This is a genomic window from Methylobacterium sp. Leaf113, from assembly GCF_001423325.1.
Taxonomy (GTDB): Bacteria; Pseudomonadota; Alphaproteobacteria; order Rhizobiales; family Beijerinckiaceae; genus Methylobacterium.
In genome coordinates this window covers 105,466-117,268 of record NZ_LMNJ01000002.1, presented here as the reverse complement: position 1 = coordinate 117,268, position 11,803 = coordinate 105,466, and the positions used below count along the sequence as shown (strand labels likewise).

Here is an 11,803-nt window from a genome sequence, read left to right as displayed (position 1 = left end):
CCTGCACCTGTCACGGATCGACGTCTTTCCGCTGACCTTCGCGCCGGATACGGCGCTTCGAGATGAGGACCGCCAGCGGGACCGTCTGGCGGGCAGTCCGTGGCCACGCTTGGCGTGAGCGGCCTGGCACCATGGTTAAAAGGGCTACAACGAGCACGGTTAATGGCCCGTCAACGCAGGCAGCCAGACCCGCATAGGCCCATCGGAGTCGCCTTCCGACCACAATCGCTGTTCATAGCCAGCCTACACCGTCGCGGCTCACGCGCGCGATCAGACCAGAAGGATACGGGCCGGGATGGCTCCAGCAGACACCGCCTTGGCCGCGCGCCATCCCATCGACGCCGCCGGGAATTCCCCGTCTGCCGCCGTGGCCTCCGCCCTGCGCACCATCGAGACAGAACGCGACGGTCTCGCCTGCCTGATGGACTCGATCGGCAATGGGCTCGGCGACGCCTTCACGGCGGCCGTCTCGCGGATCGCGCGGGCTCAGGGTCGCGCCATCCTGACGGGCATGGGCAAATCCGGCCATATTGGGCGCAAGATCGCCGCGACGCTGGCCTCCACGGGGACCCCGGCGCTCTACGTGCATCCAGCCGAGGCGAGCCACGGCGATCTCGGCATGATCCAGCCGGAGGATGTCGTCGTGGCCTTGTCGTGGTCGGGTGAAACCACGGAACTCGCCGACATCATCGGTTACGCGCGGCGATACCGGGTCGGCCTCGTCGCTATTACGGCCAATGCGGGATCCACCCTGGGCCGCGAAGCCGACGTTTGCCTGACGCTGCCGAAGGCGCGTGAGGCTTGCCCGAACGGCCTTGCCCCAACGACCTCCACGGCGATGCAACTGGCGCTCGGCGACGCGCTCGCGATCGCTCTTCTGGAGGCGCGCGGATTCTCGGCACGGGAATTCGGCATCTATCATCCGGGCGGACGCCTAGGCGCCTCCCTGCGACAAGTCCGGGAGGTGATGCACAGTGGCTCGCAGTTACCGGTGGTCGCACGCGGGACATCCATGCGCGCCGCCATTGCCGAGATCGACGCCAAGGGCTTTGGATCGGTGCTTGTGGTCGAGGCCGACGGTCGGCTCGCCGGGATCGTCACCGACGGCGACCTGCGCCGCAACGTGTTCCGCAGTGACCTCGACAGTCTTGCGGTCGAGGCCCTGATGAGCGGCAGGCCCCGCACCATCGCGCCCGAGACACTCCTGGCGAAGGCGCTCGAAATTCAGGAATCGATGAAGATCACCGCGCTGATCGTTGTTGAGAACGAGCGCCCGGTCGGCCTCGTGCACTACCACGACCTCCTGCGCTCGGGCGTTGCCTGACTGATCAGATCTGCCGCCGAAGCCAGCGCCCGACCCGCTGGAGGGGCGATACCCGTCCGGCATGCCGTCGGACCGCGTCCTCCTCCGCATCCCGGGTATCAAGGGTATCGAAGGCCCGCGCGCGTGCCAGCATTTCGACGGCGACGGCGGTCGGATCTGGCAGGGACCAGTCAAAGTGGAACCCAGCCTCTTCACCTGTTTCAGCGCCGATGGCGGAGTAGTAGCGCGCCTGGGTTCCGTTCAGGGCATCGAGGAGCAGGAAGTTGGCGTTGATATGCGCCGCCCAGTTCAGGCCGAGAATGCGCCGGCCCGGCGCAGCAAAGACAGCAGCGTGGAAGGCCGACCCTGCCGTCCCGAGCACCATGCGCCGCTCGGATAGCAGGCGCACGAGTTGGGACAGGCGCAGACTCTCCGGATAGACGATGTCGACGCCTCCGCGCTCCAGCGCCTCGCATAGGACCTGCTCGTTGCGAAGGCGCGAGATTCCGGTGCCCAGACGCGTTTTGGACAGGTAGACGGGTCGCGATTCTGTATCGACCAGGGCCGGGTCCCAGAAAGGCTGTCCGACGAAGCGCGCCAGGGTGCCGTGCACGTCGTGGACGAAGTCCTGCTCGCGTAAGCTCGGCCCAGGCACCATGAGGCGCGGAATGCGGGTCGGCCGCTCGAACGTCGCGAGATCGTCGAGCGTCATGTCGAACCGGGAGAGAATCTCGATCAGGAAGGGCAGCGCCGCCCAGGTCTCGCGCCGTATTTCAGGTGGCCCGAGCGGATGACACAGTAGGCGCGGCTTCGGGCCGTCCCAGGTGAGGAGCGGCCACAGTCGTGCAAAGGTGCCAAAGAGGAAGTGGCCATAATGGGTGATCAGCGGTCCGACGTAGAGAGTTGGTCGATCCTCCGCACAATCGGTGACCTCCGATACGACCGGTTCACCACTCGCCTCGATCGTGTTTCCGGCAGCATCGAGCAGGCCCCAGCGGCCGTCTGTGGTCACGGGTTGATACACGGCATCGGTGACGACCCGAACGCTGGGAAGGGCGTCACGATGCTCCGTCCGCCCCCAGACCCTACGGCAACGCTGAAGTGTCACACTCATGGATGGACCGGACCTTCCGGTTGAGACCTTGAAGGCATCGGTCCGGCAGCCTCGCCACGGTCCGACAGACGCTTCATGGTACCGAACAGCTATGTGGCACGAGGGCTCGGTTCAAAGACGACCTTTCGGGCAGGTCCTTGTACACCTATAGTTTCTCCCACATGTCCACGCCGCTTCGTCCTGTCCGCCGCCTCGATCCGATTCTCGTCGACCGCATCGCAGCGGGCGAAGTGGTCGAACGCCCTGCCTCGGCCGTCAAGGAACTCGTCGAGAATGCCATCGATGCTGGCGCGCGAAGCATCGAGGTGACGATTGAGGCCGGCGGACGGCGGCTCATCCGCGTCGTCGATGACGGCGCGGGGATGAGCGCCGACGACTTGGCTCTTGCGGTGGAGCGCCACGCCACATCAAAACTCCCGGGCGGCGATCTGACCCGTATCGAGACGCTCGGATTCCGCGGCGAAGCGCTGCCCTCGATCGGCGCCGTCGCCCGCCTGACGCTGACGAGTCGCACGGTCGAGGCCGAAACTGGCGCCACCCTGACGGTGGATGCCGGTGTGAAGGGCGAGGTTCGGCCGGCACCGAGCGCGCGCGGAACCCGCATCGAGGTGGTGGACCTATTTTCCGCCACCCCGGCGCGCCTGAAGTTCCTCAAATCCGACCGGGCCGAGACGACGGCGATCGGCGATATCCTACGCCGGCTTGCTGTGGCGCAGCCGCAGATCCGTCTGGCGTTGCGCTCGGAGTCTGGAACACCGGCGGTCTTCCCCGCGGAGGCCGAGACCGATCCGGCCGCGACTCTGCGGCGGCTGACCGCGGTGTTTGGGACTGATTTCGGCACGAATTCGCTGGTCCTCGACATGGCGCGCGAAGGCTTTGCCCTGTCGGGCCATATCGGCCTTCCGAGCTACCATCGCGGGGCGGCCAACCAGATCCACTTCACCGTCAACGGCCGCCCGGTTCGTGACCGACTCCTGCTTGGTGCCGTTCGGGGTGCCTACGCGGATACCATGAGTTCGGATCGGCATCCTGTCCTGGCACTTACGATCCGGTGCGATCCGGCCCTGGTCGACGTCAACGTGCATCCGGCTAAGACAGAGGTACGCTTTCGCGACCCAGGCCTGATCCGAGGACTGATCGTCAGCGCGATTCATGAGACGCTGCGGCAGGCAGGCCTACGCGGTTCGACCACAAGCGCCGCCCGAACCCTTGACGCGCTACGCCCGGCGAGCCTCCAGGTTCATACCGGCGCGAGCCCATATCCGGTACCCAGCCCGAGCCAAGCCCGAGGACTTCCATCCTTCGCGGCTCCGATCGGCTACCGCCAGGGCTCGTACCAGTCCGACGCCTTCACGGGGTTCGGGGAAACGCCCCAAACGCTGATCGACGAAGCGCCTGCGGCCCAACTCAGCGGCCTAACTCAGGCTCAGTTCGCCGAAGATTTCGCGGCGCCCTCGGCCGATCTTCACCGGGAGGCAGAGTTGCCCGAGACAGTCGGGCATCCGCTCGGCGCGGCGCGGGCGCAACTGCACGAAACTTACATCGTCGCCCAGACCGCCGACGGATTGGTGCTGGTGGATCAGCATGCGGCGCATGAGCGGCTCGTCTACGAGCGTCTGAAGCGCGAGCGGGCGCTTGGCGGCATTGCCCGCCAGGGCTTGCTTATTCCTGATGTGGTGGAGATGGCGCCGGGCGATGCGGAGCGTCTAGTTGCGGCGGCACCGGACCTGGACCGACTCGGCCTCACCCTGGAAGCTTTCGGTACCGGTGCGGTCTTGGTGCGCGAGGTGCCAGCGGCCCTGGCGAATGCCTCGATCCGCGGTCTTGTCACCGATATCCTCGATGCGATGACCGAGAGCGGGCTTGAAGACAGCAGTCCCGACGGAACCGATGGCAGCGGTGGCCCCCTCGGGCGGCGCCTCGACGCGATCCTGTCGCGCATGAGCTGTCACGGCTCGATCCGAGCCGGGCGCCGCCTCCGCCCTGAGGAGATGAACGCCCTGCTGCGCGAGATGGAGGCGACGCCGCTGGCAGGTACCTGCAATCATGGCCGCCCGACCCTTGTGGAGCTGAAGCTCCACGACATCGAGCGGCTGTTCGGCCGGCGTTAGTCGCGCGGTCTGTGTCCCTCAGGCCGCCGGCAGGTTGGCGGCGGCCTTCAGAGCTTCGGCGACCGCCTTTTCGCGGGCCTCCGGACCGAGCGCGATACCCTCGGCCACAATAATTTCCGGCTTGGTAACGCCGATGAAGCCAAGGACGGCGCGAAGATAGGTTTCGGCATGCTCCGCCGCCGCATTCGGGGTGCCGGACCCGTAGAGGCCGCCCCGCGCCACGGCGACGATGACCCGCTTTTCGGGTACGAGACCGACGGCGCCAGTCTCCGTGTATTTGAAGGTCCGGCCCGCCACGAGGATGCGGTCCACCCAGGCCTTGAGCTGCGAGGAAATCGTGAAGTTATAGAGCGGCGCACCGATCACCACGATGTCGGCAGCGAGGAATTCCTCAAGCACCTCGCGCCCCAGGGCGACGTCGTTCTGAATGTCGGGGGTGTTGCTCGCGTTCGGCTGCTGGCCGGCCAGGTAAGCACCCGACAGGTGCGGGATCGTGGTCGCCGCCACGTCGCGATAGGTGACGTCGAGATCCGGCGCCCCAGCCTTCAAGTGCGAAACGATCGCGGCCGAGACGGCGCGGCTGACGGAGTGATCCCCCAGGATGCTGCCGTCGACGTGCAGAAGCTTCATGTTCAATCCCCGGCATCAGAAGTGTACCGAGGCGCTATAGAGGACCAGACCCGCGCGAGCGCAAGGAGGCACATTCGTGAAACCCGGGCACATTGAGGATACCGCGACAGCGCGCGATCACCGCCCCGCCGACTGTCGAATCGTCGGGACCGTGCTGGCACGCATTGGTGACAAGTGGAGCATCCTCGTGGTGATGACGCTGACGGATGGACCGCGGCGCTTCAACGAGTTGAAGCGAACGATCGGCGGTATCTCGCAGCGGATGCTGACCTTTACTCTGCGCGGCCTGGAGCGGGACGGACTGGTATCGCGAACCGTACATCCGACGATCCCGCCGCGCGTGGATTACGAACTGACGGCGTTGGGTCGCTCGTTGCAGGACCCCGTTCAGGCCCTGGGAGCCTGGGCCTTCGCCAATCTGCCGGCAATCCAGGATGCGCGGACGCGCTTCGACGGCGAGCAGATCTCGTGACCGCCCCACTCCGTCAGGTCCAGTACAGCACCCGCGCACGTGACAATTCGCGTGCAACGGCAGCCGTGATTGTCTCGCGCATCTGTCGCATCAGGTCACGCGGGTAGACGTATTTCAGTGAACCGAACTTGGTCATCTTCCGGGTGCGTTCGTCCTCTCGCATCGGAAGGTCAGAGCCCGGATACCAACCCTGCAAAACGTCTTTCGAACCGGGAGTGAACCGATGCGTGATCAGTTCGACGGTCAGATCGACGTCGGGCAATCCGGCGAGGGCATCGGCAACGTCTCGCAGAAGCGCGGCATAGGCGTCCGGCCAGTTCGGCACGGGGAGGATCGGCGCGATCGTGAGCCCGACCGGGTAGCCGGCGCGCGCCACCGTCGCGAGAGCGCCGAGACGCTCATCGAGGCTGGCGGTGCCGCCCTCGTAGCGGGCTGCCGCGCGGGCATTGACCGAGAAGCGGATACGGGTGCGTCCGCGATGCGGCAGGTCCAGCAACGGCGCCACGGAAGCGAACTTGGTGGTGAAGCGTAGTTGTACCGGCGCGTCCCACGCACCGAAGTACTCAATCGCGGCGGAGAGTGATCCCGTCAGGTGTTCAATGCCGAGAGGGTCGGTATAGCACGAGGCCTCGAAAGTCGTTCCCTCCTGCGCGCGCTCTTCCTGGGCTGACGTTATCCCGCCTTGGCCGAGATAAGCCAGGAGGTTGCCGAGGATCGCGTCGAGATTGGCGTAGGCCCGGGTCACCGGCGGACCCGAGAGCGAACCCGCGAGGTAACAATACTGGCAATGCGCCGGGCAGCCTTCCGCGAGGTCGAAGCGCCAATCTGCGCTCGGCGGAATCGGCTGAAGTTTCAGCTTGGTGGGCGGGGCGACGACGATCGCGAGGGTCGCCTTGGCCTCGCGATAGGCGATGCGCGGATCCGGATTACGTAGGCCCGTCAATCGGTTGGCACTCAGATGCTCGACCGGCAGCCCGAACGCGGTGGCGCGTTCCACCATGGCACGGCCATGGGCGTGCTCAAGGGCGGCGGGGGTCACGAGGACGCGGCGCGGCCGCCAGAGGCGGGTCGGGCGCGGCGCGATAGGAGGTGCGGACGGAGCCCATTCCGCGGCGTCGGCTCGGGGTTCGGCGAGGACCATGCGGGGTGAACGCATCGGCCGCCTCAGGGGTCCGAACTGCGCAAAAGTGCCGCCGGTATACACCGAGGGTCACGTCGAGGTCGCGCTGGTATACGACGCAGAACGCGAAACGTCGTAGTCGCGTCTCAGCCGGTATAGCGCGCATAGGCAACGGCCGTGTCGCCGTAGACCCGGCGCTCCAGCTCGGTGAAGCCGGGTGGCAGAGCGACGTGCACGCTGGCCGCCTCCTCGACCACCGCGAGGGCGCCGGGCGCGAGCCAGCCGCCGGCCGCTGCGCCGGCCAAGGCCGACGGGGCGAGATCGCGCTGGTAGGGGGGGTCGCAGAACACGAGGGTGAAGGTGCCGCTGGTGCCGACCGGGCCGAGCCGGGTGGCGTCCCGCCGGAACAGGCGGGTCGACCCCTCCGCCCCGAAGGCCTCGATGTTCTCGCGAATCAGAGCCCGGGCCTCGGCACCCTCGTCGACCAGGAGCGCGTAGGCGGCGCCGCGCGACAGGGCCTCGAAACTCAGCGCGCCGGTGCCGGCGAACAGGTCGAGGACCCGGGCTCCGGCGACGGCATCGTCATACGCGTGGGCGAGGACGTTGAAGATCGCCTCGCGCAGACGATCCGAGGTCGGACGAATCGCGTCGGTCTTCGGCGTGGAGAGGCGGCGCCCGCGATGGTCGCCGCCGACGATCCTCACCGGCTCCCACCGCGGGGCGGACGACCGCCGCCGCCGGGCCTGCTCCCACCCGACTTGCTGCCGCCTGCGCCGCCCCGGCTAAAGCCACCCGGCTTGCCACCGCCGGGCTTAGCGAACCCGCCGGGCTTGCCGAACCCGCCTGGCTTGCCGAACCCGCCGGGCTTGCCACCGGCCTTGAAGCCACCGCCCGGCTTGCCGGCTCCCTGGAAGCCGCTGCGCTCGCCATCCTGGCGCGCGGAACCGCCCTTGAAGCCGCCGCGATCGCTGCGGTCGGCGCCCGAGCGGTCGTTACCCCGAAAACCGCTGGGCTTGTCGCTCTGGAAACTGCGGGGCTTGTCGCCCTGGAAGCCGCTGGGCTTGTCGCCTCGGAAACCGCTGGGCTTGTCGCCCCGGAAACCACTCGGCTTATCGTCCCGACGGTCGTCGCGGGCCGGCGCGCCACGGGAGGCCGGGCGGGCGCCGCGGGCGTCGTCGCCTTCGGAGCGGTTCGGATGGGTGCGGAAGGGGCCACGCGGGCGGTCCTCTCCGCCGCGTGGCGGGCCGCGACGCTCGGCGCCGTCCTGAGGCCGGAAATTCCCCCGTTGGCGGTCGTCCTCCCGGCGCGGCGGCCGGCCCTCACCGCCGAAACTGCGGGCGGGACGGTCGCCGGCGGAACGGTCCGAACGGTCTTCGGTCTGCCGGAACGGGCGGGCCTGCGCCTCGGCACGGGGGAAGCGGCCCTCGCGGGGCGCGGCCTCGTCACCCCGGCGTCGTCCGGCGCTGTCGCGGCGGTGCGGCTCGGCAGCGGATTCCTGCGGGCTCGACTTCAGCCGCTCCACGAGGACGCGGCGCTCGCCGGTGCTGATGGCGCCGACACGCTCGCGGCCGCGGACGGCTGCGGCTTCGCGCTCGGCCTTCGGATCGGCACCCCGACGCGGGATCTTCACCCGGCGCGGTGCGTCCTCGGCACGGGCCTCGTCCTCGGCCCGCCAGACCGAGCGGCGCGGACCGGCGCTGTTGCCGCCGGTGGGCACCCGGGCGGGCTTGGCCGGCGCCATCGGGCGATCGCCGCCGCGGGCGCCGCGCGGCGCCCCGTCGTCGCTGCCATAGGAGTCGCGGCGCTGGGCGGCCGAGGCGCTGCGGGCGGGCTGCTTGGCCTGCTGCTTCGGCGAGCCGAAGGGCGCGATCGGCTCCCGCACCGGGCTCTCGAAATCGACGCCGGCCTGCTCCGACAGGGCCGGACCGAGCTGTTCCTTCAGCACCTTGGTGCGAATTTCTTCCGCCAGGCCGGCTTCGAGGTCGCCGAGCTGGAACGGCCCGAACGAGAGCCGGATCAGCCGGTTCACCGCCAGTCCGAGATGCTCGAGGATGCGCTTGACCTCGCGATTCTTGCCCTCGCGCAGGCCGAGGGTGATCCACAGGTTGTCGCCGGACGACCGGTCGAGGGTCGCCTCCACCGGCCCGTAATCCATGCCGTCGATGGTCACGCCCCGGCGCAGCTTGTCCAGCTCGGCCTGGGTGGTGTCGCCGTGGGCGCGCACGCGGTAGCGGCGCAGCCAGCCGGTATCCGGGTGGGCGACGACCTTGGCGAGACCGCCATCGTTGGTCAGGAGCAGAAGCCCCTCGGTGTTGATGTCGAGGCGTCCGATCGCCACCACGCGGGGCAGGTCCTCGGGCAGGTTGTCGAAGACGGTCTGGCGGCCCTCGGGATCGCGCGCCGTGGTCACGAGACCGCGGGGCTTGTGGTAGATCCACAGGCGGGTGCGCTCGCGGGCCGGCAGCGGCTCGCCATCGACGGTGATCCGGTCGTCGGGCGTGACGTTCATCGCCGGCGAGGTCAGCACCCGGCCGTTGAGGGTGACGCGGCCCTGCTCGATCATCGCCTCGGCATCGCGACGCGAAGCGATGCCCGCACGGGCAATGGCCTTGGCGATGCGGTCGCCCTCGGGCGTCCCGGCGTCGCGGGACGGTCCATCGGCGGAGGCTGCCTCGGGCTTCGCGATCGGCGCCTTCACCAGCGGGGTCTTGCGGCGCAGGGGCGCGTCGCCGCCGCGCGGCATGGCGGCGTGCCGAACCTTGGGCTTTTCCTCGGCCGAAGGCCCGGGAATGCCCGCATCGGTCGCCGGCGCCCAGGCCTCGGCCTTCTCGGTGGATTTCGGTTCCGGGGCTTGCGGCGGGGTCACCGCGTCAGCGGCCTTCGCCTTGGCGCGCTTGGCTGTTTCGGGCTTGGCTGTTTCGGGCTTGGCTGTCTCGGGCTTGGCTGTTTCGGATTTGGCAGTCTCGGGCACGCTCGCCACCGGCTCAGCCGTCTGCGTTTCGGGCTGAGACGGCGCAGCTTTCGGCGCCTTGGATTTGGCGGCTTTGGATTTGGGGGATTCCGGTTTGGCCGCCTCGGAGGCGGGGGCCTCGGATTCGGGCGTCGCCCCCTCGCTCGACGGCGCCGCCTTCAGCTTCCGGGGCTTGGTCGTCGCGGACTCGTTCGCGCCGGGTTCATCCTTCGCCGCCTCCGACTTCGCCGACTTGGCTTTGTCGGACTTGACCACTTCGGACTTGGCCTTCTCGGACACTGCTTGGCCGGACACTGCCGTGTCGGATTTGGCCTTCGCCGGTACAGGGGCGACGATCTCAGGCGTCGAGGTATCGGCTGTTGCGTTGCCGGCCTTGGCAGACTTGCCGGCTGCAGCCTTGGTCTTGGAGGCTTTCGCTTCGGATGCGTCGGTCATCGAGGGGCCAGCCTTCGAGGAACCAGCCTTCGAGGAACCAGCCTTGGCATCGAAAACCTTGCCATCAGACGCCTTGCCGCCGGCCCCTTTGGCGTCAGACGCCTTGGCGCTCGAAGACTTCGTCTTCACGGGCTGGCTCGCGGAGGCCGCGGGTGGCGCAGCAACGGGCGGAGTCGCGCCGGTCTCGGGTGCTGCCTTCGTCGAGGCCTTGGCCTTCGAACGGGAAATCTTGGCAGGCGCGTCCTCGGACCCGCCCATCGTCTTATCAGTCTTGTCGGTCATGCCTGCCCCATAACAGAGCGGACGCGTTGTTGCGAGTGATCCCGCGCGCTTGAGCCGCGGGTTCGCGCTAAGACCGGGCCCCACACGCGAAAAGGCGGCTCGCGCCGCCTTTCCTGTCCCGCCTGACGGCGCCGCCCGCGTGAGGGGGCGCGCGGTCTGGAGGTGCTTAGAGCTTGCTCTTCACGGTGTCGGCAGCGTTCTTCACGCCGTCCTTGGCATCGCCGACCGTCTTCTGGGCTTCGCCCTTCAGCTCCTGGGCCTTACCCTCGGCCTTCAGCTTGTCGTTGTCGGTAACGTTGCCGATACCCTGCTTGACGTTGCCGACGGCCTCGTTGGCGAGACCCTTGATCTTGTCGGTGGTGCTGCTCATCGTGCGCTCCTCGTCTGTCGTTGGCAGCCGAACCATTCATCGATCCAGCCGCATCGGGCTTTCCAACGGCCACGTCACGGCGATGTTCCAAGGCGTAACATTCGCATGGGTTAACGTTGGTTTCCGTGGTTTGCCGAACGCGCTACGCTTTTCCAGATGTCCGAACCGATCCCCGTCGTACCCCCGACCCACCTCGACGCCGACGACCCCTTAAGCCTCGCCTTCGATGCCGCGCGAAAGGCGGCGGCGGAGGGCGAGGTCCCGGTCGGGGCCGTGGTGGTGAAGGACGGGGCGGTGATCGCGGTGGCGCACAATCGGCCGCTGGGCCTGCGCGATCCAACGGCCCATGCGGAGATCCTGGCGATCCGCGCGGCCTGTCTCGCCCTCGGTGACGAGCGCCTCAGCGGATGCGACCTCTACGTGACGCTCGAACCCTGCGCGATGTGCGCGGGGGCGATCTCCTTCGCCCGTATCCGGCGCCTGTATTTCGGGGCCTACGACGCCAAGGGCGGTGCGGTGGAGCACGGACCGCGCTTCTTCGCGCAGCCGACCTGCCATCACAGCCCCGAAATCTATGGCGGCTTCCGCGAGACGGAAGCCGCCGACCTGCTGCGCAGCTTCTTCGCAAACCGCCGCGAGCGCTGAACCCTCAACTTCCGCCGGCGCCCCCGCCGCCGCCGGTGTTGGCGATCGGCTTCTGGTTCTGCTCGGCATTGCCGGAGGCGGCCGAATTGTTCGAGATGCTCGACGCGCCGGTGGCTCCGGGCGCGATGGTCCCGACCGAACCCGGACCGCCATTGTCGATGCCGCCGGGCTTGACCACCGGGCCGCCCGCGACCCCGGGCGCCGTCAGGCGTGGCGGCCCGGGCTGCTTGATCTCGGCCGGCGCATTGCCCTGGGCGAGGGTGAAAGACGTGCTGGCCAGAACCAGCGCGAGCGTGGTGGGGATGATCCGCATGAGGTCCCTCCGAGCTGAGTGTGACACCATCAGTCTC

Annotated in this window: 11 protein-coding genes; 4 read left to right on the top strand and 7 right to left on the bottom strand. The window is 68.3% G+C overall.

Annotation, left to right across the window (positions count from 1 at the left end):
* Positions 1-295: 295 nt before the first annotated feature.
* On the top strand, positions 296-1,324 hold the full coding sequence (locus tag ASF60_RS03375; protein ID WP_056180388.1) for a KpsF/GutQ family sugar-phosphate isomerase: 1,029 nt from the start codon (positions 296-298) through the stop codon (positions 1,322-1,324).
* Positions 1,325-1,328: 4 nt separating this feature from the next.
* On the opposite strand, the gene ASF60_RS03370 is transcribed toward ASF60_RS03375, so the two are convergent.
* Positions 1,329-2,315: a glycosyltransferase family 61 protein gene (locus ASF60_RS03370; RefSeq protein ID WP_162241287.1), complete on the bottom strand. Its 987-nt coding sequence runs from the start codon at positions 2,313-2,315 to the stop codon at positions 1,329-1,331.
* A 263-nt stretch (positions 2,316-2,578) separates the two neighbouring features.
* Between ASF60_RS03370 and mutL the strand changes: the two genes are divergently transcribed.
* Entirely contained in the window at positions 2,579-4,528 is a 1,950-nt protein-coding gene (mutL, locus tag ASF60_RS03365) for a DNA mismatch repair endonuclease MutL (protein WP_056180539.1), read from the top strand.
* A gap of 18 nt (positions 4,529-4,546) precedes the next feature.
* On the opposite strand, the gene ASF60_RS03360 is transcribed toward mutL, so the two are convergent.
* Complete coding sequence (locus tag ASF60_RS03360; protein WP_056180536.1) at positions 4,547-5,158, bottom strand: FMN-dependent NADH-azoreductase; 612 nt, start codon at positions 5,156-5,158, stop codon at positions 4,547-4,549.
* A gap of 76 nt (positions 5,159-5,234) precedes the next feature.
* Between ASF60_RS03360 and ASF60_RS03355 the strand changes: the two genes are divergently transcribed.
* On the top strand, positions 5,235-5,630 hold the full coding sequence (locus ASF60_RS03355; protein WP_056180383.1) for a winged helix-turn-helix transcriptional regulator: 396 nt from the start codon (positions 5,235-5,237) through the stop codon (positions 5,628-5,630).
* Between the two features lie 13 nt (positions 5,631-5,643).
* Here the strand turns inward: ASF60_RS03355 and ASF60_RS03350 are convergent, their stop codons facing one another.
* From ASF60_RS03350 to ASF60_RS03330, 4 genes are all read right to left on the bottom strand, one after another.
* Entirely contained in the window at positions 5,644-6,771 is a 1,128-nt protein-coding gene (locus tag ASF60_RS03350) for a spore photoproduct lyase family protein (protein ID WP_056180379.1), read from the bottom strand.
* 125 nt (positions 6,772-6,896) lie between these two features.
* Positions 6,897-7,454 (bottom strand): 16S rRNA (guanine(966)-N(2))-methyltransferase RsmD, encoded by a 558-nt coding sequence (gene rsmD, locus ASF60_RS03345; RefSeq protein WP_056180376.1) that lies wholly within the window; start codon positions 7,452-7,454, stop codon positions 6,897-6,899.
* The gene (locus ASF60_RS03340) at positions 7,451-9,493 is read right to left on the bottom strand and encodes a pseudouridine synthase (protein WP_082507729.1); all 2,043 of its coding nucleotides are present in this window, start codon (positions 9,491-9,493) and stop codon (positions 7,451-7,453) included. Before ASF60_RS03340 ends, rsmD begins: the two co-directional genes overlap by 4 nt.
* Before the next feature lie 1,111 nt (positions 9,494-10,604).
* Complete coding sequence (locus tag ASF60_RS03330; protein WP_056180530.1) at positions 10,605-10,808, bottom strand: CsbD family protein; 204 nt, start codon at positions 10,806-10,808, stop codon at positions 10,605-10,607.
* Between the two features lie 156 nt (positions 10,809-10,964).
* Between ASF60_RS03330 and ASF60_RS03325 the strand changes: the two genes are divergently transcribed.
* The gene (locus ASF60_RS03325) at positions 10,965-11,453 is read left to right on the top strand and encodes a nucleoside deaminase (protein WP_056180371.1); all 489 of its coding nucleotides are present in this window, start codon (positions 10,965-10,967) and stop codon (positions 11,451-11,453) included.
* A gap of 4 nt (positions 11,454-11,457) precedes the next feature.
* Here the strand turns inward: ASF60_RS03325 and ASF60_RS03320 are convergent, their stop codons facing one another.
* A complete protein-coding gene (locus ASF60_RS03320) occupies positions 11,458-11,766 on the bottom strand; it encodes a hypothetical protein (protein WP_056180368.1) in 309 nt (102 codons plus the stop codon).
* Between the last annotated feature and the right edge of the window lie 37 nt (positions 11,767-11,803).

What these genes read in the sequence shown, in the direction of transcription:
- ASF60_RS03375 (WP_056180388.1), top strand. Translation starts at nt 296, where the DNA reads ATGGCTCCAGCAGACACCGCCTTGGCCGCGCGCCATCCCATCGACGCC.
- mutL (WP_056180539.1), top strand. Translation starts at nt 2,579, where the DNA reads ATGTCCACGCCGCTTCGTCCTGTCCGCCGCCTCGATCCGATTCTCGTC.
- ASF60_RS03360 (WP_056180536.1), bottom strand. Translation starts at nt 5,158, where the DNA reads ATGAAGCTTCTGCACGTCGACGGCAGCATCCTGGGGGATCACTCCGTC.
- ASF60_RS03350 (WP_056180379.1), bottom strand. Translation starts at nt 6,771, where the DNA reads ATGGTCCTCGCCGAACCCCGAGCCGACGCCGCGGAATGGGCTCCGTCC.
- ASF60_RS03340 (WP_082507729.1), bottom strand. Translation starts at nt 9,493, where the DNA reads ATGCCGCGCGGCGGCGACGCGCCCCTGCGCCGCAAGACCCCGCTGGTG.
- ASF60_RS03330 (WP_056180530.1), bottom strand. Translation starts at nt 10,808, where the DNA reads ATGAGCAGCACCACCGACAAGATCAAGGGTCTCGCCAACGAGGCCGTC.
- ASF60_RS03325 (WP_056180371.1), top strand. Translation starts at nt 10,965, where the DNA reads ATGTCCGAACCGATCCCCGTCGTACCCCCGACCCACCTCGACGCCGAC.
- ASF60_RS03320 (WP_056180368.1), bottom strand. Translation starts at nt 11,766, where the DNA reads ATGCGGATCATCCCCACCACGCTCGCGCTGGTTCTGGCCAGCACGTCT.